A 26,106-nucleotide genomic window follows, 5' to 3' on the forward strand; every position below is an offset into this window, starting at 1 on the left:
GATGAAACAGATAAGTTTGGTGTTGATTTTTACATTGATAAACGCCATTGCATTAGCACAAAGCACAAAAAAAACAATGAAAGAAATGCTTTCAGACTATGAATTTAAAACTAGATGTGTAAAAATTGATGGTATAGAAATTACATATCTTAAAGAAGGAAAAGGAGCCAAGACTTTACTTTTTTTACATGGTTTAAGTAGTAATGCAGATGCTTGGTCTAAAAATATAGAAGCTCTAAAAGAGAATTATACCTGTGTTGCTGTCGATTTGCCTGGTCATGGTAAATCTTCAAAACCAGAAGTAGCCTATACACCTACTTTTTTTGCTGATATTGTATCTAAATTTATCAAAAAGAAAAGATTAAAAAATGTAGTTTTAGTCGGACATTCTATGGGTGGGCAGGCGAGTATGAAACTTGCATTGAAAAATCCAGATGTGGTGCAAAAATTAGTATTGATAGCCCCAGCAGGATTGGAGAAATTTACGAAAGATCAAGGAAATATTCTTAAAAGTGTATACACAGCAGAAGTAGTAAAGAACACAACAAACGAGCAAATTGCAAAAAATTATGCGCTTAACTTTTTTGAACAACCAACAGAGGTTTCAAAAATGATTGAAGATCGTATTAGAATTAAACAAGCATCCGATTTTGATGCACACTGTAATGCTATTGTAAAAAGTGTATTTGGAATGTTAGATGATCCTGTACATGACGATTTGGAGAAAATTTCTATAAAAACTTTGGTTGTTTTTGGAGATAAAGACATGTTAATCCCGAATAGATATTTACACCCAACATTAACGATTCAAGATGTAGGAGATGTTGCGAAAGATAAAATTAAAAATGCTACTGTAAAGTATGTAGAAAACTCTGGGCATTTTGCGCAATTTGAAAAGTTTAAAAAAGTTAACTTGCTCATACAAGAATTTGTAGAAAGTGATTAATGAAAACGAAACTTAAAAAATTCACAGAGTTTAGTAAAACTATTTTGCCAAATGAAGCAAAATATCTTCAAACAGTGTATCAGTTTAAAGGAGAAGAAAAATGTGTAATAAGTGATCTTATTATAGAAAATGCATTGTCAAAAAATGGTTTTACAGATTTTGATACTTCTATAGATAAACGAAAGTATTCATATGTAAAAAACTGGACTCAAAAAAAACTTAGAAGTATAGATGTTGATGTTACTATAGATTGGTTAATATCGTTAAAAAAGAAGATTTTAACCGATGCTATCACTTCACAAGAGGAAAAAGAATTTCTTCAGTATATAATTACTTACAAATCCATCGAGCATAATTTTCAGAGCCTTTATAATCTTGCTAAAGAATACAAATCGTATTTGTTGGTGCGAATGCGTTATAAAGATCACAAAATTGTAGCTAACTTCATTAAGGAGTATGAGGCTAATTATATAGCGGCAAAAGAAATACACGAAAAATTGTATGAAGCAACTACAGAAATTACCAATCAGTATACTTTAAATAATAATGAAACAAAACATTTAGAAGATTGGTTGCTGCAAGTGTTTAAAGATGAATCTATCGATGGTAAAAATCGCTATCAAGCATTTGTGTTGTTGGCGTTTATGTATACAAATTATAATGAGAATGATAAGTTGAAATTACTTTTCAATCAGATAGACGTCTATTTCAGTCAAGGGAAAATGTATTCAAGGCGTCTGCTTTCTAACTATTATGCTAGTCGAGTTTTGTTGCATTCAAAACAAAATGAGTTCGAAGAAGCAGAATTCTATGGGTATCTTTCTATTAGACAGAATAATAATGACACCTTAATGTATCTGAATAATTTGGTAGCTATTTTATTGCGAAATAACAAACCTGAAGAAGCATATTATTTACTTGAAAAGTATGAAGGGCTCTATAAAGAAATTCATAATTATCATCAAAAAATAGGGTATTGTTCTTATAAAGTTCGGGTGCTTTCAGAACTCCATAAACATAAAATAGCCGAAGCAACAGCAAAAACCTTTTTAAGAAAGTATAAAAAAGAAGTATTGAAACATCGCTGGCATCATTTCTTCACATCATATATTAATGTATTAGTCACAGAAGAAAAATATGATGAAGTGTTAAAGTTGGCTTCAAAATTTAATTTGATTGAAAAAGAAAAAGAACGTCAGAAGAAAAGCAATTATGTTCCTAATATTTCATGGAGTATTTCGCTTTCAAGATACATGGAAGGAAAGATTAATTCAAGCCGTTTACTAGAAGAAATAAAGCAGCCTTTAACAAATATTCAACCCACCATAAATCAAAAGCAGTTAATGTTTAAGGTGATAAATAAACTGTCAGATAATCTCCCAGAAGCTTTTTTAAAATTAAAGTCTCATATAGAGTAGTTTACTTTTATATCTAATTTTTTTGTGATTTTTTATGCTTAAAAAAATAAAAGTAATTAAAAGTCACACTTTATAGTTTTTGTTTTTCAAATAGTTTATTTTCTATTTCCCAATAGATTGCAAGAGAAACAAACTTAATAACAATCTAAAATTATGAAAAAACTATTTTTCTTTTTAGTCTTAATTAGCTCTTTACCAGTGAATGCTCAGAGTACAGGAAGTGTTGAAGGGATAATTACAGATACAAATGGAGTGCCTTTACCAGGTGCTACAGTGTATATTAAAAGTATAGATAAGGGGACTGATACCGATTTTGATGGGAAATTTGCAATTGAAAATATTGAAGAAGGATCTTATAATGTGCTTGTCTCATTTGTGGGTTTTGAAAGTGTAACCAAAACAGTAGCTATTCAAAAAGGAAAGAAAACACAACTAAATATTTCTTTAAAAGAAGCAAGTAGTGTTTTAGATGAAGTTATACTAACAGCAAATAAAAAACCACAAAAAATTACAGAAGTACCAGCAACTGTTAATGTAATTAGTGCTAAAGATATTCAGGATTTTCCAAGTTTTAACATAGGTGAATTGGCAGCAAGACAAAAAGGAGTTGATTTTGTGCGTAGCGGAGTGTTAGGAACAGGTATTAATATTAGAGGGTTTAACTCAGCGTTCAACTCAAAGAATTTACAAATGACCGACGATAGAGTTTCTATGTTAATTGCAACAGGATTACCTTATGGTTCGTTTTCAACAGTTACTAAAGATGATGTTGAGCGTGTAGAGATTTTATTGGGACCAAACGGAACATTGTATGGGCCGAATGCTCATAATGGTTTGGTAAGTACAATAACTAAAAACCCGAGAACTTCAGAAGGAACTACAATTGCAATTGGAGCAGGGAGTCAAAATGTAGTTACAGGGAGGTTGCGTCATGCGCAGGTGTTAAGTGATAAGTTTGCATACAAGATTCATTTAGAAAGTACACAAGGAACAGAATTTGAGTATGTAGATAGCGTATATGTTGGAACAAAAGCATATGGAGAGAAAAACTTAGATCGTGATTTTAATGCCTTAAAATATGGAGCTTCGTTATACTACAAGCCTACTAGTAGTTCAGAAATTACAGCATATTATGGGCATAGTAATAACACCAATTTAGCGGTTACAAATGCTGGTCGTAACCAAATTAAAGATTGGACTTTAGATATTGCTCAATTAAAATATGTGTCTAAAAACTTTTTCGCAAATGCATATTATACATGGAGTAAAACAGATGAAACTTATGCAATTAATCAGCGTACACAAAACTATGTGTCGTTTGTTGAAAATGGTTTTTCAGAAGAAGAAGCTTGGAGTCGTGCATTATATGAACAGTGGATTCCCGCTTATGGTATAGCGGTTCCAAGAGGAGCGCTTTTTAAAGATGCATCTGAAAGATTCAATGCAGAGGCGCAGTATAACAATAATTGGGGGGAGTTTTATGTAACAGCAGGGGCGCAATACCAGTTAGATATGGCAGATTCTAAAGGTACTTATTTGTTAGATCAAGATGGTTCGATTGATATCGCTCAAAAAGGAGTGTATGGCCAGTTTGAATATAAATTAGAATCGGGCTGGAACTTTTTAGCGGGTATAAGAGCAGATAATCATGATTTATATGGTACTAACTTCTTGCCAAAAGCAGCAGTTACTAAAACAATTGGTGAAGGAACATTTAGATTAACGTATGGTAGAGGTATGGCAGTACCATCAATATTAAACTTACAAGGAAACTTATTTGGAGGATTAGTGTTAGGAAACGGAGAAGGATTTACGTTAACCGATGGAACTAAAATCGATAAGTTAGATGTAGAAACCATCAACTCTTTTGAGTTTGGTTATAAAGGCAAGCTTACTGATAAGTTTTATATTGATGCAAGTGCATATTATAATATGTCGGAAAACTTCATAAGTCCTTTGCGTAATATAGTCGATGCAGCTAATGGTAATTATGTAACTCATATGGGAGATAAACCTATTGATGAGGTTTCGGCAGGAGCCAGTGCATCACCACTTTTGTTAACGTATAGCAATTTTGGAAATGTAGACACTTACGGATTCGACCTTGGGTTGAACTACTATTTTACGGATGCGATTAGAACATCGTTAAACTATTCGTATTTCGGACGTAGTTTAGATAAAAATGATATGAACAATGATGGTAATTTAGATGGAGTTGTTTTAGAAAGTGAGTTGCCTATCAATACACCTGAAAATAAATTGAGTCTAGGATTACATTATGGAGGAAAGAAATTTTACGGAGCCCTTTTCGGACGTTGGGTGCAAGACTATGACTTCTTTTCAGGAATCAATGTTGCCGCTAAAACACAAGACTTAGATGGAGATGGAGTAAATGAAATCGTTGAAAATACACGTATAGGAAGAACATGGAATTATGGTCCTTTAGGAGGGTTTACTGTAGATGCTAACCTAGGATATAATTTAAACGATAATGTGTCAGTAGGTGTAAATGTAACGAACCTTTTCGATGCTAGCATAAGAGAGTTTGTAGCTTCTCCGGAAGTAAGGAGATTGGTTTCATTCGAGCTTAAATATAACTTTAACGCATTTAAGAAAAAATAAAAACCAAATCTATTAAGCTTATAAAGTATGCCAAAAGTAAAAGTAAACAATATAGAGCTTGATTATGAAGAATATGGAAAAGGAGACGTTCTTCTGTTTCTTCATGGATTAGGTTCTACCAAAGCAGATTGGGATGCGCAAATTCCTTTCTTTTCAAAAAAATATCGTGTTGTGGTAGTAGATCTTCGGGGGCATGGAAAAACTTCCATTCCCTCTAAAGACTATGGAGTTGAATTTATGACTGAAGATGTTAAACAATTGCTAGATGTTTTAAAAATAGAAAAAGTTACGGTCATAGGATTTTCTATGGGAGGAGCAGTAGCTTTTCAATTAACCTCTAACTATCCAGAAATCATACATAATTTGGTTATTGTAAATAGTGGTCCAGATTTTAATAAAATGGGAAAAATAGGTGAAGATCTGTTGAGTTCAAGAACTGAGTTTTTAAAGACAAAAGGGTTAACACCTTTAGCAAAAGAAATTGCTTATAATATGTTTCCTGAAGATACTCAGATTGAAATGAGAAGTGAATTTGAAGATAGATGTAAAAAAAATAATTATGATGCGTATTATAATTCATTTGTCACATTGATGGATTGGGGCTTAGGAGATGAGCTGGAAGAAATTAAAACAAGAACGCTAGTGGTAGCTTCTGATATGGATTATACACCAGTATCTTTTAAGGAAGAATATGTAAAAAGAATGCAGAATGCAACATTATCAGTAATTGAAAACTCAAGGCATGGAGTAGTTATAGATCAGCCAGAAGCATTTAATAAAACACTTGAAAAATTTTTGAATCATGAATAAGGTAGCGTTGATAACAGGAAGCACTAGTGGTATCGGTTTGGGTATTGCAGAAGGTTTTGCTAAGGTGGGCTATAGTATTATGTTTCATGGTTTAGAAGCTGATGGTGATAAAATAGCTAAGGAAGTTGGGAGGAAGTATAATGTAGAGGTCTCTTTTTCAAATGCGAATTTACTTGTTGCTGATGAGGTTGAAGAATTAATTGAGCGAACAATAAAAGTGTTTGGAGCATTGCATGTGCTTATTAACAATGCAGGAATACAGTACGTTGCTCCAATTGAAGACTTTCCGAATAATAGGTATGAAAATATCATTGCTATTAATATGAATGCAGCTTTCTATGCTTCCAAAAAAGCATGGAATTTTATGAAAGCTCAGGAATTTGGTAGAATCATCAATGTTTCGTCAGTTCATGGTTTAAGAGCGTCAGAATTTAAAACAGCGTATGTGGCTTCAAAACATGGTGTAATAGGTATGACTAAGGTCTTGGCATTAGAAGGAGCGCCTTATAACATAACATGTAATGCAATCTGCCCAGGGTATGTAAAAACACCTTTAGTAGAAGGTCAAATAAAAGACCAAGCTAAAGCACATAATATGTCTGTAGAAGAAGTTGTAGAAAAAGTAATGCTAAAAAAACAGGTGGTAAAACAGTTTGTTCCGTTAGAAACAATTACTGATATGGCTTTGCTATTAGCAAAAGAAACGTCATCAACAATTACAGGAACTTCATTTGCTTTAGATGGAGGTTGGAGTGCGCAATAAAGTTAAATAATAATCTTTGTTTTTTAAATTTTTGAATATATAAGAACACAGTAGTCAAGTTTGTCTTTTTCGGTAAGTAAGGCTACTGCGTGAAGTTTAAGTTAAGTTAAAATAAAAAGCCAATCTATTGTAGATTGGCTTTTACTTTTTGCTCCCCCTCTTGGGCTCGAACCAAGGACCCTCTGATTAACAGTCAGATGCTCTAACCAACTGAGCTAAGGAGGAATGTTCATATAGAACAATATATATGTGTTGTAGAAATTATCGGCTTCTACGTTGCCTTTTGCTCCCCCTCTTGGGCTCGAACCAAGGACCCTCTGATTAACAGTCAGATGCTCTAACCAACTGAGCTAAGGAGGAATTTAAAACATGCTTGTCTTAAAATGCGAGTGCAAATTTAAGGGCTTTTTTTATATCTGCAAATTATTTTTAATAAAAAGTACAAGTAAAATCTTTTATTTCTGAAATTCAGCAATTTATTTTTTAAAAAATGTGCTTTTAACTGAAATTTAACAAAAAGCTAATACTCGTTAAAGAGTTTAAAATTAGACTAAAAAGGAATGGTATTTTTCGTAAAAGTTGTACTTTTGTCACCATTATTCTTATAGATAGAAAAGTATAACAAAATATATGGACAAGTTTTCGTTCTTAAACGCAGCACATGCAGGTTTTATAGGTGATTTGTATGAACAATATCAAAAAAATCCTGATGCGATAGAACCAAGTTGGAGAAGTTTTTTTCAAGGATATGATTTGGCTAACGAGAATTACTCATTAACAGATGAAGAAGTTTCGGTAGAAGTCCCTGAAGAAGTACGTAAAGAGTTTTTAGTAATCGATTTAATCAATGGTTACCGTACCCGTGGTCATTTGTTTACCAAAACAAACCCAGTACGAAATAGAAGAACATACACTCCAACGTTAGACATTGAGAACTTTGGACTAAATCAATCAGATTTATCCACTGTTTTTAGTGCGGGAGAGATTTTAGGTATAGGACCTAAAAGTTTAGCAGAAATCATAAACTATTTAAAATCTGTTTTCTGTGAAAGCATCGGAGTAGAGTACATGTATGTACGAAATCCTGAAGAGTTAAAATGGTGGAATGAGCGTTTGAATAAAAACGCAAACCATCCTAGTTATGATGTAGAGTCTAAGAAGTATATTCTTACGAAGCTTAACCAAGCGTCAACTTTCGAAAGCTTTTTACAAACGAAGTATGTAGGGCAAAAACGATTCTCTGTAGAAGGAGGTGAAACGTTAATCCCAGGAGTAAGTGTAGCGTTGAGAGACGCGGCTGAAGAATATGGAGTAGAAGAGTGTGTGTTAGGAATGGCACACCGTGGGCGCTTAAATACTTTAGTAAACATTTTCAAAAAGCCAATTCGCGATTTATTTAGTGAGTTTGAAGGGAAAGATTTTGAAGATCAAGAAATTGATGGAGATGTTAAGTATCACTTAGGTTTAACTTTAAGCAAAGCGTATCAAGGTGGACAAAAGATGAAGATGAATTTAGTTCCAAATCCATCTCACCTAGAAACAGTTGATGCAGTTGCAGAAGGAATTGTTAGAGCTAAAATAGAGAAAGACTACAAAGGAAACGAAAATAAAGTACTTCCAATTTTAGTACATGGTGATGCCGCAGTGGCAGCACAAGGAATTGTATATGAAGTTGTGCAAATGGCACAATTAAATGGATACAAAACAGGAGGTACTATCCACATTGTGGTAAATAACCAAGTAGGGTTTACAACCAATTACTTAGACGCACGTTCAAGTACATATTGTACTGATGTGGCAAAAGTAACGTTATCTCCAGTACTACATGTAAATGCTGATGATGCTGAAGCAGTGTGCCATGCAATGGAAATGGCAGTTGAATATCGTATGAAGTTCAATAAAGACATTTTTATTGATTTATTAGGATATCGTAAGTACGGTCATAATGAAGGAGATGAGCCTCGTTTTACACAGCCAAAACTATATAAAGCAATTTCTAAGCACAAAAATGCAAGAGAAATTTATGCTAATAAATTAATTGAAGAAGGAAGCATAACAGCGGACTACTTACAGAAAATAACAGATGAATTTAAGGCGCACTTAGAAGCTGAATTTACAGAATCTAAAAAGAAAAAAACGTCTAAAATTCAAGAGTTCATGCCTGATGTATGGGATGGGTTTGTACGTAAGCAATTACAAGATATGTTACAACCTGTAGATACAACATACTCAGTAGATGATTTAAAAGATATCGCAAGAGTTATTTCAAAAACACCAGAAGGACACAAGTTTGTTCGTAAAGCAGAACGTATCTTAAAAGGTCGTGAAAAAATGGTTTTTGAAGATAACTTGTTAGATTGGGGGACGGCTGAGAACTTAGCATATGGTACATTATTAGAAGAAGGATATGATGTGCGTATTTCAGGAGAAGATGTTGAAAGAGGAACGTTCTCTCACCGTCATGCAATTATGCGTGATGAAGAAACCTTAGATCGTGTAAACTTATTAAACACGAATCCAAAGAATAAAGGAGAGATGACTATTTACAACTCTCACTTATCAGAATACGGAGTGTTAGGTTTTGATTATGGATATGCGATGGCTGCTCCAAACACGTTAACAATTTGGGAAGCTCAGTTTGGTGATTTTGCCAACGGAGCACAAATTATGTTCGACCAGTATATTTCTTCAGCAGAAGATAAATGGAAATTACAAAATGGATTGGTAATGTTATTACCTCATGGGTATGAAGGTCAAGGACCAGAACACTCATCAGGAAGAATAGAGCGTTTCTTACAATCATCATCTACTGACAACTGGACAATAGCTAACTGTTCTACGCCAGCAAATATGTACCACATATTACGTCGTCAGATGAAACGTAACTTTAGAAAGCCGTTAATTGTTTTCACGCCAAAAAGTTTATTACGTTTACCAAAAGCAGTAAATCCTATTGAAGATTTAGCAAACGGAACTTTCCAAGAAGTAATTGACGATACTATTGATACGTCAAAAGCTAAGAAAATGGTGTTCTGTACAGGTAAATTCTACTATGATTTATTAGCAGAGCGTGAAAAATTAGGAAGAGAAGACGTAGCTTTAGTTCGTATAGAGCAATTGTTCCCATTACATAATGATAAAATTAAAGAAGTAATGGACAAGTATCCAAATGTAGAACGTTATGTTTGGGCACAAGAAGAACCTAAAAATATGGGAGCTTGGAGTTATATGTTAGAACGTTTTGAATTGGCTAGGTTAGAATGTGCTTCAGAAGAGTATCGTTCGGCACCGGCTGCAGGTTCAAGTGCACGTTTTAAAAGACGTCATCAAGCTATTATAGATAAGGTTTTTGATTAAAAAATAAAAGCGTTAGGGATTGAAGCAAGCTACCGTGTAGCGCGAAAAGCCCGACCCGAGAGGGAAACGCCCAAATAAAAGAAATAAAATAATTCAGATATATAAAATTTAGAACTGATGGTTTTAGAAATGAAAGTTCCTTCTCCGGGGGAATCAATTACAGAAGTAGAAATCGCAACTTGGTTAGTTGAAGATGGTGATTACGTTGAGAAAGATCAACCAATTGCCGAAGTAGATTCTGACAAAGCAACGTTAGAATTACCTGCGGAAGAAAGCGGAATAATCACTTTAAAAGCTGAAGAAGGTGATGCAGTAGCAGTAGGAGCAGTAGTTTGTCATATTGATATGGATGCTGCAAAACCTGATGGAGCTGGAGCGCCAAAAACTGAGGCACCAAAAGCTGAAGAGAAAAAAGAGGCACCAAAAGCTGAACCTGCAAAAGAAACATATGCAACTGGTACAGCATCTCCAGCAGCTAAGAAAGTATTAGCTGAAAAAGGAATGAGTGCATCTGATGTTAAAGGAACTGGTAAAGACGGTCGTGTAACAAAAGAAGATGCTGTAAAAGCAGTGCCTTCAATGGGAACTCCAGGAATGGGATCTCGTGGTACAGAGCGTAAGAAATTATCTATGTTACGTCGTAAAGTGGCACAACGTTTAGTTTCTGTAAAGAACGAAACAGCGATGTTAACTACATTTAATGAAGTGAACATGCAGCCAATTTTTGACTTACGTAACGAGTATAAAGAAGAGTTTAAAGCAAAACACGGTGTAGGTTTAGGGTTTATGTCATTCTTTACTTTAGCAGTGGTAAGAGCTTTAAAAATGTATCCAGATGTAAACTCTATGATTGATGGAGATTACAAAGTAAGCCACGATTTCCAAGATATTTCTATTGCAGTATCAGGTCCTAAAGGGCTAATGGTGCCAGTAATTAGAAATGCTGAAAACTTAACATTTAGAGGTGTTGAGAGTGAAGTAAAGCGTTTAGCATTACGTGCTCGTGACGGACAAATTACAGTTGATGAAATGACGGGTGGTACCTTTACTATCACTAACGGTGGTGTATTTGGTTCTATGTTATCTACACCAATTATCAACCCTCCACAAAGTGGAATTTTAGGAATGCATAACATCGTTAATCGTCCAATGGCGGTAAATGGTGAGGTAGTTATTCAGCCAATTATGTATGTAGCGTTATCGTACGATCACAGAATTATTGATGGTCGTGAGTCTGTTGGGTTCTTAGTAGCTGTAAAAGAAGCATTAGAAAATCCAGTAGAATTATTAATGGATAACAATCCTAAGAAAGCCTTAGAAATGTAGTCGATATTGTTATAAATTTAGACAATTAGATTTTTTGATATTGAAATCCTACATGAAAGTGTGGGATTTTGCTTGTTTTATATTTTTTATTAAATTTCGAACAAAGTAATTAAAAAAATAGTTACTTAATTATATTACGCTATAAAAATGAAAAATTATGAAAAAAATTAAAACAGTAAAAACCTTGATAGTTTGCTTTATAGCATTGGTGTTTATCTCTTGTAGTGAAAGGGATTTGATTAGTGATTTTGGTACGGTTCAAGAAAATGAAGCAAGAAATGATTATAGAGGAGAGAAGGTCATAGTTCAAACACCAGATTGGTATAATATTAAGTATATCTATTTTCACAATAAGTGGGGGTTAAAAGCAACGGTAATGGTAAAGGATGATAATGTGATAGAGGTATCTAGTGAAGCAATAAATAGACCAGATTATAGCCATAAGAGTTATAGCTGGAGTAAAGTATATGATGGAGCAAGTGGAGAATATATTTATAGAATTGTATTGAAGTATTCAGTTACTACTCCTTCTCTTGACTGGGGAAGTGGAAATAGTGATTATTGGTGGAATGCTTTTGATGAAGATGCAGATGAGGAAGTTGACTATTTTAATGGTCAAAGTAATACATCAGTAAATGCTTCTACAACAGAGTTAGTATATTGGATAAAAAGAAGTGATAATAATAGCTTTGAATATAGAGCAGATTGTTTAAATGGACATTGTCCTGAATAAAGTTTAATAATGTTTGCGTAATATAATTTAAAAAGTTATTAGTAAGTTAAACTCCCCATACAACATGTTGTATGGGGAGTTTGTTTATTTTTTTAGTAACTTTAATAACTATAAAATCAGGTTATTATGAAAGTTACTGAAGAAGGATTTACCGTTTACCATAACTTTCCTATAAATGAGTTATCTAACAAAGTTTATAAGGCAATAACTAACCCGGATGATTTGGTACATTGGTGGCCGTTAAAATGTAGTGGTGTGCCCAAGTTGGGAGCAGAGTATAATTTTTTCTTTGGAGAACCATACAATTGGTATGGAGAAGTAATTAAGTGCGAAAAAAACACATCTTTTTATATAAAAATGACGAAGTCGGATGAAGATTGGAATCCAACCACTTTTGGTTTTGATTTGTTTGAAAAGGATGAAGGAGTCACATGGGTACATTTTTTTCATAAAGGTTGGACTGAACAAAGTAATCACTTTAAGCATTCTTCTTATTGTTGGGCGTTGCTATTAAATGGACTTAAAAATTACGTAGAAAAAGGAATCATTATACCGTTTGAAGAAAGAAATTAAAAATATAAGATTATGAAATTAGGGGCTTTTTCAATTAGTTTAGCTGTAAAGGATATTGATAAATCAAAAGATTTTTATGAAATGCTTGGATTTACTGTTTTTGCAGGGCAAATAGAAAAAAATTACTTGATTATGAAAAATGGTAATTCATTGATTGGATTGTTTCAAGGTATGTTTGAAAATAATATTCTTACGTTTAACCCAGGTTGGGATGAAAACGCCAATAAATTAGACGATTTTGATGATGTAAGAGCTATTCAAAAGCATTTGAAAGAGAACCATATTAAGTTAAAAAAAGAAGTAGATAAAGATACTGAAGGGCCAGCAAGTATTGTTTTCTTTGATCCTGACGGTAATACAATTTTAATAGATCAACATGTATAAAAAAGTAACAGAAACAGTAATTGTTTCCGCTACTTTAATATATAAAGAGGAATGTTAATTATTTACTATTTAAGTTCCAATCGTATTCTAAATAGACAACTTCAGCATTATCATTAGCTTTAATACTTGAATATTTATTGATATAATCGACTAAGGTGTTGCGAGAAGTAAAATCTTCTTGGTACCATTGAAATATTTTTGATACTTCAACTTTGGTTAGGGTTATGTTGTTTTTCGTAGTATCATTTATAAAAGCTTTTATTAAATTTTGTAATTCCTTTTCTATATTTTCCTTTGTGAAAGCAAAGTTTGCAAATCTAGGTCCAGATTTAGAAGCTGCATTTAAAGCAACATGAACTCTAGGGTCGTCATACCATCTTCTAAGTATCTTATGTTCAATGTAGTCAAGTGAGTACAATTTTTTACCAACTGATGCAAATGGAATTTTCCATGCATTTCTCCCTTTACGTTTTATATCGGTAATTTTCTTTAGAGGATAACTGTCTAAAATTAATTTAATAGTATATGCATTGTAGGCGTTTATCCAAAAAGCTTTAGCTTCATTTGTAGACCATTTGTTACTTGGTATGGTATTTTCTAAATGCTTAATATAAATATCTAACAAAGCACGATTTTTTCTTAATCCTTTATAGTCTACATCTCCTTCAGGGCTAACGTAGGTTTTTAAAAGTGCATCATATACATCGGTTTGTGCTTTTGATTGAATACTTACGAAAAGTAGTAAACAGGTAAAAGTGAGGGTAATTGTTTTTCGCATTTTTTAAATTTTAAGTAAATAAATTAGTTTACGGTACTTTTGACGTAGCTAATTTTAATTCATTACATAAAATTTTATATAAGTAAAAAACCACCTTTAAAAGGTGGTTTTTAAATTGAAAAAAGTAGCTTTTATTTTTTACCTATCACTGAACTTAAGGCAATAACAATAATTCCAACAGCGATGGTAATATAAGAGTTGGTATTATCTTGAGCTTCTATTAGATCTACATCGCCAATAGAAATTTGAGTTTCTGGTTTAAAAAGAGTGTATACTCCGTACGCTAAAATTACTATTCCGGAAATTAAAGCAACTGTTTTAAGTGAGTTATTCATGATAGAACTGTTTCTTATAAAGATAAGAAAAACAATTTATAAAGCTAAATGAATAATTTTAGTAAGCTTTTTATATAATTAAAAATGTCTTTTTATCACAAATAAGGAACATTTCATACCATATATCTTTTAATAATTTATGAAGGAATATAGGAGAGATATTTTTGATATGAATTAATAAAAAATATCAAAAATGAATATGTATTCTTACACAAAAAGACCGTTCTTATTTTTAAGTTTTATACTCTTTTTCTTTACGAGTTGTATTGAAGAAGATTTACCTTCTAATATAAAACAGCAAAAATTTACTATAAAATCAAACTCAACAAATTTTAAATACGCTGTTAAAATAGGAAGCCTTAAAGAAGTTGATACTGCCAAAGATTATCATGTAATTTATTTACTAGATGGTGACGATTATTACAATGAATGTATGCAAATACTAAGCTCAGAAAACAAAGAGAATATCATTATAGTAAGTATTGGTTATGTTGGCGATAACGAAAGAGGAACAGATTATTCTTACCCGTACGATAGAGATTTTGATGGAGATTCTGGAGGGGCAAAGAGATTTATTGACTTTTTAAATTCTGAGTTAATACCTATGATTGAGGAAGATTACCAAATAATGAGTTTGACTAAAACAATTTACGGACATTCACTAGGAGGCTATTTTGCTTTATATATAATGATGCAAGAGGGACAAAAAAATCCTTTTGATAATGCAATAGCTGTAAGTCCTAATTTAATGTGGTATAACTCTTTTATATTCGATTTAGAAGTAGAGGTAAAGGAATTGAATTTATTAGCAGGAAAAAGTATTTATATGTCTATGGGAGACATAGAAGGAGTTGGTATGAATGCGTCTTTTGATGCTTTGGCGAATCAACTTGAGCTGAGTAACTATAATGATTTTAATTTTAGTTATGAAAGATTTGAAAACACTTCACATAGAAATAGCCCAATACAAGGTTTTAAAAAAGGATTACAAATTATTGAATAAGAAAAAAATGAAGAATATCTTATATATACTATTATTGAGTTGTTTTATAATGAACGCTCAAGAATCTAATACTACTAGAAAGTGGAAATTGGAATTAGGTTACACAACTGATATAATCAATACTAGTTTTGGAGAACATTATGGTTTAGTTTTTAAAGCAAAAAGGAAGCTATTAGAAAGTAAAAAAATAACTTTAATGGCTGGGGCTGCATATCAAAACAGTTTTATAAATGAAAACGAAAACATGTTCACAGATCATGTTGATGGTTATACAAGGGATTTATCAGTTGTTGGTTTATTCGATTTTAGTTTTTATCCATTTAACAAAAGGAGATTTTATATGTCGGTTCAAACTTTTTTAGGGTATACGAATTTAAAATCTAAAGGGAGTTTATATGTAGATCATTTAAACGTTTATGAAAAATATAAGCACTCATATTCTTATTTTAATTATGGAATGATAAATTCTTTAGGTTATACTTTTAATAGGGTAACAGTAACTTTTGATATTTGGAGTTCGTTAAAAGGAATTACTGATAGTGGAAGATTCAGACCAGGAGACTTTGATTCAAGGTTGTTTTTTGGAATGGGAGTAGGATACACATTATAAAAAAATCTATTTATAATACTTGTCAAACTCCTCTTTAAATAATTTAAACTTACTTCTTGATACAGGAACCTCATGTGAAACATCGGGAAATGAAATTTTATAGTTTCTTGCGTTTCCAGAGGTTCTTCTTATGTTTTTAATATTGATTATATAAGAACGATGTGTACTTAAAACAAAGGAATAATCTGATAAACTATTGAGCAGTTTTTGAATTGATATTCTATAGGGTTTTATATCGACTGAATTAAGATTTTTGGTGTAAACGTCTACATAATTCCCTTCAGATTTAGCAAATAAAAAAGTAGTAAGGTCAAGTATTAATGTTTCGTTTACATTATTTGTTTTTATCGATAAAACAACTTCTTTGTCTTTCTGTTTTAATTCCTTTTCTAACTCTTTATTGTATGCTTTAACACTTCTTAAATTCTCTTTTAAGATGATAACATAATTTATCCATATAATGATAAGTATAGGTATCGTACCTATTAAAATAACGTAAGAGAAAGTATTAATAAGGCTTAAAAAAAAGTTGCTTTTAACACCACTTTTAAAAGGATATAAAAAACTATTTTGAAAAATAGCTATAGAAATAAGTATGCCAATTGTAAAGAAAAACTCTCTTACAGTGTTCCAGTTTTCTTTAATTTCAGCAGTGAAAAAAACTTTAGGAACAAATTCAGTAAAAAATAAGATGCTCAAAAAAGTAACTACGCTAGCCGTTAAGCAGGCATATGGTTTATCTGTGATAGTATTTTGAGTAAAGTAATAATTAATTAGGAATATTACTATGCTTAATGCAGAAGCAATGATAAGATTTCTTTTGGTATGAAATAAATAAGGGTAAGGAATTGACAAGTTTTTAAAAAACTTAGATTTCATAACATTAAAGAATTAAAAAGGCATTATGTTTAATAATGCCTTTTTATTTGTTTTATAGTTCAAAACCAATGTTAACGCCTAGTTTATTGGCTATTAATTTGGTAATTCTTTTTTTAACTTCTGGTATTTTAACACTCTCTAAAACAGTATTAGCAAACGCATACATTAATAGCGCTTTTGCTTCCTTTTTAGGAATACCTCTTTGTTGCATATAAAACAATGCTTGATCATCTAATTGACCGATAGTACAACCATGTGAACACTTTACATCGTCAGCAAAAATTTCTAATTGAGGTTTTGCATTTATAGTTGCTTTATCACTAATTAAAACATTGTTGTTCTGCTGATAAGCGTTGGTTTTTTGTGCTTCTTTTTCAACAATAACTTTACCATTAAATACACCAGTAGAACGATCAGCATAAATACCTTTGTAGTCTTGGTGACTTTCGCAGTTAGGTTCTATGTGATTTACTAAAGTATGATGGTCAACATGTTGTTTACCTTCAATAATAGTAATTCCTTTTAAGATAGAGTTTATATGCTCTCCTTTTTGATAGAAATTTAAGTTATTTCGAGTGATATTTCCTCCGAAAGAAAAAGTATGCACAGAACAAGTGCTTTCTTTTTGTTGTTCAATGTATGTGTTGTCAACTAAAGAAGCCTCATTGTTGTCATTTTGAATCTTATAATAATCTACTGTAGCATGTGTGTCTGTGTAAATCTCAGTCACAGTATTAGTTAATACAGCATTATTATTAAGGTTTTGGTGACGTTCTATAATTTGAACATGCGCATTTTGTTCAACCACAATTAAATTACGTGGTTGTAACATCGTTGCATGTTCTTTACCTGTAGTAAAGTTAATTATCTGAATAGGTTTTTCAACCTCCACATTTTTTGGAATGTGAATAAATGCACCTTCAGTAGCAAAAGCAGTATTTAAAGATGTTAAATTATCTTGTTTTGCTATTTTGTTAAAATATTTTTCAACAATAGGTTTGTATTTTTCTTTTGAAAAAGCAGCAGATAATAAACAAACATCTTTTCCATCATGAGTAGTAGTTGATAAAAAAGAGCTGTATTTTCCATCTACAAAAACTATTTTATAGCTATCTATTTCGTGGATGAAATATTTTTTTACATCAGCAAACTCTACAGAAGCATCTCTATCAGGAAAAATACTATAATCTTCTTTTAAAATTGAATTTAAAGAAGTGTATTTCCAAGCTTCTAGTTTTTTAGTAGGAAAGCCTAGTTTTTCAAAATTTTGTAGTGCTTTCGTTCTTATTTCGTGTAAATCTGAATTAATGTTTACACTGTCTTCAAAAGCTACGTATGATGATAATATTTTTTCTCTCAACTCCATTATTTTTAGTTGTAAAGTTTATAAAGTATAAAAGTTTGTAAAGCTGAAAAGATGCTTGTTTTATGAGCAACTTTTCACTTTTTACTTTTCAACTTTTCTAACTATTAGCCTCTTCTTTAATCCAATCGTACCCTTTCTCTTCAAGCTCTAAAGCAAGAGAAGCGTCACCCGTTTTAACGATTTTTCCATCGTGTAAAACATGTACATAATCAGGAATGATATAATCTAATAAACGTTGGTAGTGAGTAATAACCACAACAGCGTTATCTTTAGATTTTAATTTGTTAACTCCATTAGCAACAATACGTAAAGCATCGATATCTAAACCAGAATCAGTTTCATCTAAAATAGCTAGTTTAGGTTCTAACATAGCCATTTGAAAAATCTCATTACGTTTTTTCTCACCACCAGAAAATCCTTCGTTTAAGGAACGAGATAAGAATTTACGATCAATTTCTAATAACTCTGATTTTTCACGAATCTTCTTAAGCATGTCTTTAGCAGGCATTTCTTCTAAACCTTGAGCTTTACGAGATTCGTTAATTGCTGTTTTAATAAAGTTTGTAACAGTAACACCAGGTATTTCTACAGGGTATTGAAATGATAAGAATACACCAGCATGAGCTCTTTCTTCAGGAGCTAATTCGCTAATATCTTCACCTTCTAATTCAATAGAACCAGAAGTTACTTCGTAAGTTTCATTACCAGCAATTACAGATGATAAGGTACTTTTACCTGCACCGTTTGGTCCCATAATCGCATGAACCTCTCCTGCTTTTACTTCTAAGTTAATTCCTTTAAGAATATCTTTATCTTCTACCTGTGCGTGTAAGTTTTCTATTTTTAACATTACTGTATAGTTACTTTTTTAATAGATTTTGTAATTTTTTGAAATCTTTAGGTGAGTGTTGTATAATTACCTCAGCATTCTTTTCTTTTGCGAAAGCTTCAAACTTCTCCATGCTTTCTAGAGTTTGCTCAACATTGTAATTAAAAGAAGGAACACCTTTAGTCTTTCTATTTTCTTCAAAGTGATATAAATCACCTGTTAATAAGATAGGTTTTTCTAAACCAGCTTCAATATATAAAGCTTGATGACCAATTGTATGACCTGGCATATATTTGATAACTACTGTACCGTCTCCAAAAACATCATGGTCACCATTAATTTTTTCTACATTCTTTAATTCTTTAATAGAATTATAAGTGTCAGGATCTTTAACTTTTGCAGAATCATTAGTTATAAAATCATACTCATTCTCTTGAACTAACCAAGTTGCATTTTTTAATTCATTTGCGTGACCAGTATGATCAAAATGAGGGTGTGATAATGCAAAGTATTTAAAATCGTTAATAGTTAACCCTATTGATTTTAACTGGTTTTTTAATGAATCTTTACGTTGTAAAGTAAAGGTGCCAGAAGGTTCTGTAAAAGGTTTGTCTATAATTAAAGTTTCAGGTAAACCAGCATCCCACATTAAATTTCCTTTAGGGTGAGATATTACATAGTAAGCATCAGAGAACTGTTTAGACTGTCCTGTGTATGTTGTATCTTGAGAAAAAACTTCAAGTTTGTTAACTAAAATTGAGCCACCATCTAAAACATGAAGTTTTACTTGAGGTTTTTCAACTGTTTTATCTTCTGTAGTTTGTTCCTTTTTAGCATTTTTACAACTAAATGTAGCAATAGTTATAAGAGCTAATAAAAATATTTTTTTCATTTTATTGCGGTTTTGGTTAGCCTACACTTCCTTCTAAACTAATTTCTAGTAGTTTTTGAGCTTCTACAGCAAATTCCATAGGTAACTTATTTAATACTTCTTTACTAAATCCGTTTACGATTAATGCAATAGCTTTTTCTGTATCAATACCACGTTGATTACAATAGAATAATTGGTCTTCACCAATTTTACTTGTAGTAGCTTCGTGTTCAATTTGAGCGGATTTATTTTTAACCTCTATATAAGGGAAAGTATGTGCACCACATTCGTTCCCCATTAATAATGAGTCACATTGTGAAAAGTTACGCGCATTTTCTGCCCTAGAATTTACCTGAACTAAACCACGGTAACTATTTTGTGATTTACCTGCTGAAATTCCTTTAGAAATAATGGTTGACTTAGTATTCTTTCCTAAGTGAATCATCTTAGTACCTGTATCAGCTTGCTGATGATTGTTAGTTACTGCGATCGAATAAAATTCACCTACTGAATTGTTCCCTTTAAGGATACAACTAGGATACTTCCATGTAATAGCAGATCCAGTTTCTACTTGTGTCCAAGAAATTTTAGCATTGGTTTCACACAATCCTCTTTTGGTAACAAAGTTAAAAACTCCACCTTTACCTTCTGAATCACCAGGGAACCAGTTTTGAACTGTTGAATATTTTATTTCAGCATCGTCTAAAGCAATAAGCTCAACAACTGCTGCGTGTAATTGATTTTCGTCACGTTGTGGAGCTGTACATCCTTCTAAATAAGAAACGTAACTGCTTTCATCAGCAACAACTAGAGTACGTTCAAACTGACCAGTCCCTCCTTCGTTAATACGGAAGTAAGTAGATAATTCCATAGGACAACGAACTCCTTTCGGAATATAACAGAAAGATCCGTCAGAGAATACAGCAGAGTTTAATGCTGCATAAAAATTGTCAGTTGGTGGTACCACTGAACCAATATATTTTTTTACCAATTCTGGATGCTCTTGAATTGCTTCAGAAATAGGCATGAAAATAATTCCTTTTTCAGCTAACGTTTCTTTAAAAGTAGTAGCTACAGAAACAGAATCCATTACAATATCAACTGCTACATTAGCTAATTTTTTTTGTTCCTCTAAAGAAATTCCCAATTTTTCAAAAGTTGCTAGTAAATCAGGATCCACCTCATCTAAACTGTTTAGTTTAGGTTTCTTTTTAGGTGCTGAGTAGTAAGAAATATCTTGGAAACTCGGTTTTTTATAGGTAACATTAGCCCACTCTGGTTCTTCCATTTGTTCCCAAACTCTAAAAGCGTCTAAACGCCATTCAGTCATCCATTCTGGCTCATTTTTCTTTTTAGAAATGGCACGAACGACATCCTCGTTTATCCCATTAGGAAACTTTTCACTTTCAATATCAGTATAAAAACCATATTCGTACTCTTTGGTTTTTAATTCTTCTCTTAAATCGTCCTCGGTGTATTTACTCATCAGTTTTTTGTATTCTTTTTGTGATGTATAGGCTTATAGAGAGAAGCTCTCTCCGCAACCACAAGTTCTGTTAGCATTAGGATTGTTAAAAACGAATCCTTTACCGTTTAAACCTCCAGAATATTCTAAAGTTGTTCCAACTAGGTATAAAAAACTCTTTTTGTCAACAACAATTTTTACATCGTTATCTTCAAAAACCTTATCGTTTTCTTGTTGGGTTTTGTCAAAAGTTAAGTCGTATGATAATCCTGAACAACCGCCACTTTTCACCCCAACACGAACAAAGTCGGTTCTGGTATCAAATCCGTCATCGGTCATTAGTTCAATGACTTTCTTTTTTGCTGTGTCTGAAACTTTTATCATCGTTTAAATAGATTAAATCTAAGTGACTGCAAAGATAATGACAAAATATGATTTATATCATTTTTTGAAATGAATATAGTTATTAAGCGATAAAAATTGTTTATACTTTAAATCTACTTGCTGATTGTTAGAAGATTATTGTTGAAATTTAGGATTGTTTACAAAATCATCATCGGAAAGGCTCAAAAGAAAAGCTTTTAAGTCTGCTTTATCTTTATCTGAAAGTTGCACACCTCCTTGGTTAGCTTTTTTCATTAAAGGATCAATTGTAGAAGATAGTTTTAACCCTTCAGAATAATGGTTAATTACTTCTTCTAAAGTAGCAAATCGTCCATCGTGCATATAAGGAGCGGTAAATTTCAAGTTTCGTAAGGAAGGACTTCTAAATTTTCCATGATCATTTGGATCACCTGTAACAGCGCCTAACCCCAAATCAGTAAAAGTTTCATCTAAGCCATTGTTGTGAAATTTGTTGTCTGTCCATAAAGGATTGTTGTCGCTTCCGTGACAATGAAAACAATCTCCTCTAGTTTCATCCATAAACACATTAAACCCGTTTTGTTCTTCCAGAGTTAACTCAACTTTACCTAAAAGGTATTGGTCAAATTTTGAATTCCCAGAAATTAAGGTTCTTTCAAACTGAGCGATTGCTTTGGTAACTAAGGTTGAATCTATTTTTAATGCTCCAAAAGCTTGTTTAAAAAGCGTAGGATATTCAGCATGTTCTTGTAGTTTTTTAGCTACATTTTTCCAATCACTATGCATTTCAATTGGATTACGAACTGGTGAAAATGCTTGACGTTCAATACTGAGTTCTTTTCCGTCCCACATAAAACGTTCATCAAAATTCCAAGCTAAATTAAATAGCGGCATTGAGTTTCGTGTTCCGAATTTTCCGTCGATACCTTCGCTAAAACGAGTATCATCGGTAAAAGCGTTTTTTGGGTCGTGGCAACTAGCGCAAGATTGTGTATTATCTTTTGATAAAATAGGGTCGAAAAATAACTTTTTACCTAAGGCAATTCCTTCTATTGTTAAAGGATTGTTAGTTGGAATAACAGGAGCTATTAATTTTTGTTGAAATAACTCAGGGATTTCTAAACTAGTTTGAACAGGTGTGTATACACTCTCTTCTTCTCCTTTTGAAGAACAACTTATTAAAAGAAGTATTAGTAAAGTAAGATGTATACTTTTTTTTATCATTTTATTGAGAAATATTTCCTAAGCTAAATACACCACTTTTCCCATTTTCAGAAATTTCTTTCTGAGCTTCAAAATCCATCATTAAATCAACACTTTTTTCGTTTAAATCCCAATCATTAGGACTTTTAAACCACCCAGCTACATTCATTTTTATTTCTATAGTAGCATTGTTTTTTAATAGGATAGAACCAGTTTCAACTCCAAAAGAAGTGTCTGGAATAGAGTCTTTTTCTTTATTGTAAGCTCTTACTGCATGAAAATTATATGGATTTTCTACTCCTAAAGTGTCTTTGTATTTACCATCTAGTTGCATAAAGTGATATCCCCCTCCCATCATATCGGGTACATTCCAATCAGCAGAGTTTAAATCTGGATATACTCCACTTTGATTATCACTATTATTAAAACCGAAGGCAAAAAGTAGCTTATAGCTTCCCTCTGATATTTTTTCAGAAAGAGTATAGGTTAAACTGTCCGGTTTACTTACATCAATTAGCTTGTAACTATCAAACTTTGTTGTATCTCCTGCGCCATTAACAAGGCTAATGCGTGAGATTAAATAGCGTAGTCTACTTATAGAGAGTTTACTTCCTGTTTTGTTGGTGAACTCGGTGTTTTCTAGGTCAGATTTTTCAATTAAAGTACCATCCCAGTTTTGACTAAATTTTAGCTTTACTGAAACTTCTTTGATAGATTCATCATTATCTGAGCTACAAGAAAAAAGTAATGCACTAAGAAAGAAAGTTAAAAAATATTTCATTTATTATTTTAGTTTGATAATTAATAGGTCCGAAAAACCTTTGTTTATTGTTATGTCTTGATTATTACTACTACTTTCACCTACAGCAATAATATTTCCGTTTGTTAACTCAACTGCATCGTAACAAAAATCTATTTCTGTACCTCCTATTGTCTTTTGCCATAATAGATTCCCGTTTGTGTCTATTTTCATAATCAATGCGTCATTTTGACCTTTGTTAGTGAAATTGTTGTCAGCGCTTCTTGAACTTCCAGATATTAGAAAGTCTCCGTTTAATGTCTTTTTAATTGATCTACCGACATCAAAACTAGTTCCTCCGTAATTCTTTTCCCAAAGTAATTTTCCTTGACTAGTTATTTTTATAGCCCATAAATCAGCACCACCATTATTTTGAGATATATCTTTATCAGAGCTACGAGTATCTCCTACGATAATAAAATTTCCATCATTGGTTTTTGTTATTGCTCTAGCCTCATCAATTTCTGTACCACCAAAAGATTTTTCCCAAAGTAAATTTCCGCTTTTGTCAGTTTTAACAATCCAAAAGTCGTAAGAGCCTTTATTGTTTTTTATATCTACATCATTACTATCAGAAGAGCCAATTAATAGATAGCCATCGGTGGCTTCAGCTACGTCGTAACAAGTATCAGTATTTGTTCCTCCAAAGTACTTCCTCCATTCAATATCTCCGTTAGTGTTGAGCTTAATTCCCCAATAGTCTCCACCAGCGTGCTTTGCTGCTTTTTTTGAATTGCCCAAGCCTCCTGACGCAGTAACATCTAAAATACTTCCAATAAAATAACCTCCATCAGAAGTTTGAATAATTGAAAAGCCTTGATCAGCTCCAGAGAAACCAGTAGTTTTTTTCCACACTATTGTACCGCTGCTGTCTAGTTTTAATACCCAAACGTCATCAAACCCTTCGTTTGTATTTACATCTCCATTATTACTTTTTCCATAGCCTACAATAGCAAAACCATTGTCATTTGTTTGAATGATTTTAAATGCTTTGTCATCTTTTGAACCTCCATAGGTTTTTTGCCATAGAAGATTGTCGTTTGTATTAAATTTTAAGACCCAAAAATCATATTGAATTGTGTTCCTAGTGGTTTCTATATCTCCATCAATACTTTGAGTGTAGCCAGCTACAATATAACCTCCATCAGAAGTGTTTATTACACTTCTGCCACTTTCGTTTACAGAACCTCCAAGAGTTTTAATTAAGCTAACTTCAGGAGCTTTTGAAGAGGAGTTAAATTGTATACCATCATCTTTGCTACAGTTGCAAACAATCAAAGAGAAAAGTAATAGTGAAAGTTTTTTAAGCATTTATTGTTTTTTAAGAATAAATAAGCCTCTGTTAATATCACTTACAACAATTTTTCCGCTTTTAAAGTAAGGGTATACATTCCAAGCACCATTAAAATTAGCATTGTCATTTTCTGGGTGGGTATCAAAATAAGCTACTTCAGTAATGTTTTTACTTTCAATGTTAGAAATATCAATAAAACGAATACCCGCAGTATAATTGGCTAAATAAAGAGTAGTTCCATTCACATATAAATTATGGTCGATTGCTTTGGTAGGTCCGTTATAAGTAAAATGTTGTTTAGGGTTATCTAAATCAGAAAAATCAAAAACAATTGTTCTTGTGTTGTTACCAAATTTTTGCTCATCTAACTCATCTCCTAAAATAAAATATTGCTGATTTTCAGTAAACCAACCTTGATGAGTGTACCCCACATTAGCATATGAAATTTTAGAGATAGTTACTGGATTTGATTTATCGGTAATATTAACAATCACAATTTCATTTTCATTACTTCCTATTAAAATTTCTTTACCAGCATAATCGGTATCAGGGCCATTATAAGTAACTACTTGGGCATCGTGACTGTAATTATCGGTTCCCCAACCACCTTCGCTTACAGGGTTTTTAGGGGTTTGGATGTTGATAAATAAAGGGCCTCCTTTGTATGTTTCAGCTCTATCAGTACCTACAGGATATGCATAACCAGTATCTTCATTAATTACAATATTGTGCGCTTTCCCAAAATCGGTAAAATGTGTATCTGCTGTAAATGTGTTAGGAGGATTGGTTACATTTCTTAATCTAGTTAAATCAAACACCTGCATACCATGCCCTGTATCACCTTGGTTATTGTCAGCAACTATAAACGCATGATCCTTATATACTTTTAAATCTCTCCAAGCGCTACTAATAGTAGGAGTAGGAAGTTTACCTAAATATACTGGGTTTTCAGTATCAGTTATGTCAACAAAAGCGGTACCATTATCTAAGCCTACAATAGCGTATTCTTTATTGTTAGTTGGGTCTGTCCATCCCCAACTATCATTTACTTCTGCTGCATTAAACGTGTTTACAGGGATATTTAATAGGAGGTCGTAGCCATTACAAGGAAAACCATCTGCCATTCCATTTTTACATGGTTTTTTATTAGTGGGTGTGTTATCATCACATACGTCACCAATGCCATCATCATCTGCATCTTCTTGGTTTGGGTTTGCGGTTGCTGGACAGTTGTCTTGAGCGTCAACAATACCATCGTTATCCTGATCACTTACAGGATCTTCATTTGGAGAAGAACAGGCATATATAAATAATATTCCGATTAAAACAACTAGTATTCGAAGGTTTTTCATGAGTAGTAGGGTTTTATAAGCACTAAA

24 protein-coding genes and 2 tRNA genes are annotated in these 26,106 nt (G+C 32.4%); 12 read left to right on the forward strand and 14 right to left on the reverse strand.

All coding sequences use genetic code 11. The features are described from left to right. The first annotated feature begins 1 nt into the window (after window position 1). From ACKTTR_RS01425 to ACKTTR_RS01445, 5 genes are all read left to right on the forward strand, one after another. On the forward strand, window positions 2-946 hold the full coding sequence (locus ACKTTR_RS01425; RefSeq protein WP_408026187.1) for an alpha/beta fold hydrolase: 945 nt from the start codon (window positions 2-4) through the stop codon (window positions 944-946). Next, window positions 946-2,364: a hypothetical protein gene (locus ACKTTR_RS01430; protein WP_408026188.1), complete on the forward strand. Its 1,419-nt coding sequence runs from the start codon at window positions 946-948 to the stop codon at window positions 2,362-2,364. Before ACKTTR_RS01425 ends, ACKTTR_RS01430 begins: the two co-directional genes overlap by 1 nt. A 153-nt stretch (window positions 2,365-2,517) precedes the next feature. After that, window positions 2,518-4,986 carry a TonB-dependent receptor gene (locus ACKTTR_RS01435; RefSeq protein ID WP_408026189.1) on the forward strand — a complete coding sequence of 823 codons (2,469 nt, stop codon included), beginning with the start codon at window positions 2,518-2,520 and terminating at the stop codon, window positions 4,984-4,986. A 27-nt stretch (window positions 4,987-5,013) separates the two neighbouring features. Next, window positions 5,014-5,796 carry an alpha/beta fold hydrolase gene (locus ACKTTR_RS01440; RefSeq protein WP_408026190.1) on the forward strand — a complete coding sequence of 261 codons (783 nt, stop codon included), beginning with the start codon at window positions 5,014-5,016 and terminating at the stop codon, window positions 5,794-5,796. Beyond that, a complete protein-coding gene (locus ACKTTR_RS01445) occupies window positions 5,789-6,559 on the forward strand; it encodes a 3-hydroxybutyrate dehydrogenase (protein WP_408026191.1) in 771 nt (256 codons plus the stop codon). Before ACKTTR_RS01440 ends, ACKTTR_RS01445 begins: the two co-directional genes overlap by 8 nt. A gap of 151 nt (window positions 6,560-6,710) precedes the next feature. Here the strand turns inward: ACKTTR_RS01445 and ACKTTR_RS01450 are convergent. Together ACKTTR_RS01450 and ACKTTR_RS01455 are read right to left on the reverse strand one after the other, a co-directional pair. Next, window positions 6,711-6,784: transfer RNA gene (locus tag ACKTTR_RS01450), tRNA-Asn, on the reverse strand. A gap of 61 nt (window positions 6,785-6,845) precedes the next feature. Next, window positions 6,846-6,919: transfer RNA gene (locus ACKTTR_RS01455), tRNA-Asn, on the reverse strand. A gap of 270 nt (window positions 6,920-7,189) precedes the next feature. Between ACKTTR_RS01455 and ACKTTR_RS01460 the strand changes: the two genes are divergently transcribed. The 5 genes from ACKTTR_RS01460 (at window position 7,190) to ACKTTR_RS01480 (ending at window position 12,932) form a co-directional block, all read left to right on the forward strand. Next, complete coding sequence (locus tag ACKTTR_RS01460; RefSeq protein WP_408026192.1) at window positions 7,190-9,916, forward strand: 2-oxoglutarate dehydrogenase E1 component; 2,727 nt, start codon at window positions 7,190-7,192, stop codon at window positions 9,914-9,916. A gap of 117 nt (window positions 9,917-10,033) precedes the next feature. Further along, a complete protein-coding gene (gene odhB / locus ACKTTR_RS01465) occupies window positions 10,034-11,242 on the forward strand; it encodes a 2-oxoglutarate dehydrogenase complex dihydrolipoyllysine-residue succinyltransferase (protein ID WP_408026193.1) in 1,209 nt (402 codons plus the stop codon). 157 nt (window positions 11,243-11,399) lie between these two features. After that, window positions 11,400-11,975 (forward strand): hypothetical protein, encoded by a 576-nt coding sequence (locus ACKTTR_RS01470; protein ID WP_408026194.1) that lies wholly within the window; start codon window positions 11,400-11,402, stop codon window positions 11,973-11,975. Between the two features lie 126 nt (window positions 11,976-12,101). Then, the gene (locus ACKTTR_RS01475; RefSeq protein ID WP_408026195.1) at window positions 12,102-12,548 is read left to right on the forward strand and encodes an SRPBCC family protein; all 447 of its coding nucleotides are present in this window, start codon (window positions 12,102-12,104) and stop codon (window positions 12,546-12,548) included. 12 nt (window positions 12,549-12,560) lie between these two features. Continuing rightward, window positions 12,561-12,932: a VOC family protein gene (locus ACKTTR_RS01480; RefSeq protein WP_408026196.1), complete on the forward strand. Its 372-nt coding sequence runs from the start codon at window positions 12,561-12,563 to the stop codon at window positions 12,930-12,932. A gap of 58 nt (window positions 12,933-12,990) precedes the next feature. Here the strand turns inward: ACKTTR_RS01480 and ACKTTR_RS01485 are convergent, their stop codons facing one another. Continuing rightward, window positions 12,991-13,710: a DUF547 domain-containing protein gene (locus ACKTTR_RS01485; protein ID WP_408026197.1), complete on the reverse strand. Its 720-nt coding sequence runs from the start codon at window positions 13,708-13,710 to the stop codon at window positions 12,991-12,993. Window positions 13,711-13,841: 131 nt separating this feature from the next. Next, entirely contained in the window at window positions 13,842-14,045 is a 204-nt protein-coding gene (locus ACKTTR_RS01490) for a hypothetical protein (RefSeq protein ID WP_408026198.1), read from the reverse strand. 193 nt (window positions 14,046-14,238) lie between these two features. On the opposite strand from ACKTTR_RS01490, the gene ACKTTR_RS01495 reads away from it, so the two are divergent. Continuing rightward, complete coding sequence (locus tag ACKTTR_RS01495; protein ID WP_408026199.1) at window positions 14,239-15,048, forward strand: alpha/beta hydrolase; 810 nt, start codon at window positions 14,239-14,241, stop codon at window positions 15,046-15,048. A gap of 7 nt (window positions 15,049-15,055) precedes the next feature. Continuing rightward, window positions 15,056-15,658, forward strand: coding sequence for a hypothetical protein (locus ACKTTR_RS01500; protein ID WP_408026200.1), 603 nt, complete (start codon window positions 15,056-15,058; stop codon window positions 15,656-15,658). A 6-nt stretch (window positions 15,659-15,664) separates the two neighbouring features. Here ACKTTR_RS01500 and ACKTTR_RS01505 read toward each other — a convergent pair whose 3' ends face one another. The 10 genes from ACKTTR_RS01505 to ACKTTR_RS01550 form a co-directional block, all read right to left on the reverse strand. Then, complete coding sequence (locus tag ACKTTR_RS01505; protein ID WP_408026201.1) at window positions 15,665-16,537, reverse strand: LytTR family transcriptional regulator DNA-binding domain-containing protein; 873 nt, start codon at window positions 16,535-16,537, stop codon at window positions 15,665-15,667. Window positions 16,538-16,589: 52 nt separating this feature from the next. Next, window positions 16,590-17,903: a Fe-S cluster assembly protein SufD gene (sufD, locus tag ACKTTR_RS01510; protein WP_408026202.1), complete on the reverse strand. Its 1,314-nt coding sequence runs from the start codon at window positions 17,901-17,903 to the stop codon at window positions 16,590-16,592. Window positions 17,904-18,000: 97 nt separating this feature from the next. After that, window positions 18,001-18,753 (reverse strand): Fe-S cluster assembly ATPase SufC, encoded by a 753-nt coding sequence (gene sufC / locus ACKTTR_RS01515; RefSeq protein WP_408026203.1) that lies wholly within the window; start codon window positions 18,751-18,753, stop codon window positions 18,001-18,003. A gap of 10 nt (window positions 18,754-18,763) precedes the next feature. Then, window positions 18,764-19,624 (reverse strand): N-acyl homoserine lactonase family protein, encoded by an 861-nt coding sequence (locus ACKTTR_RS01520; protein WP_408026204.1) that lies wholly within the window; start codon window positions 19,622-19,624, stop codon window positions 18,764-18,766. 16 nt (window positions 19,625-19,640) lie between these two features. Continuing rightward, entirely contained in the window at window positions 19,641-21,089 is a 1,449-nt protein-coding gene (gene sufB / locus ACKTTR_RS01525) for a Fe-S cluster assembly protein SufB (protein WP_408026205.1), read from the reverse strand. A 33-nt stretch (window positions 21,090-21,122) separates the two neighbouring features. Then, window positions 21,123-21,452, reverse strand: a complete 330-nt coding sequence (locus ACKTTR_RS01530) for a HesB/IscA family protein (protein WP_408026206.1) — start codon at window positions 21,450-21,452, stop codon at window positions 21,123-21,125. A 135-nt stretch (window positions 21,453-21,587) separates the two neighbouring features. Next, window positions 21,588-22,655, reverse strand: a complete 1,068-nt coding sequence (locus ACKTTR_RS01535) for a cytochrome-c peroxidase (protein WP_408026207.1) — start codon at window positions 22,653-22,655, stop codon at window positions 21,588-21,590. A gap of 1 nt (window position 22,656) precedes the next feature. Next, on the reverse strand, window positions 22,657-23,415 hold the full coding sequence (locus ACKTTR_RS01540; protein WP_408026208.1) for an MbnP family protein: 759 nt from the start codon (window positions 23,413-23,415) through the stop codon (window positions 22,657-22,659). A 3-nt stretch (window positions 23,416-23,418) separates the two neighbouring features. After that, window positions 23,419-24,744: a hypothetical protein gene (locus ACKTTR_RS01545; protein WP_408026209.1), complete on the reverse strand. Its 1,326-nt coding sequence runs from the start codon at window positions 24,742-24,744 to the stop codon at window positions 23,419-23,421. Continuing rightward, window positions 24,745-26,079 (reverse strand): choice-of-anchor B family protein, encoded by a 1,335-nt coding sequence (locus ACKTTR_RS01550; protein ID WP_408026210.1) that lies wholly within the window; start codon window positions 26,077-26,079, stop codon window positions 24,745-24,747. It lies immediately after the preceding gene. Window positions 26,080-26,106: the final 27 nt, after the last annotated feature.

Origin of the sequence: Tenacibaculum litoreum (assembly GCF_964513915.1) — a bacterium.
GTDB classification, from domain to species: domain Bacteria; phylum Bacteroidota; class Bacteroidia; order Flavobacteriales; family Flavobacteriaceae; genus Polaribacter; species Polaribacter litoreum.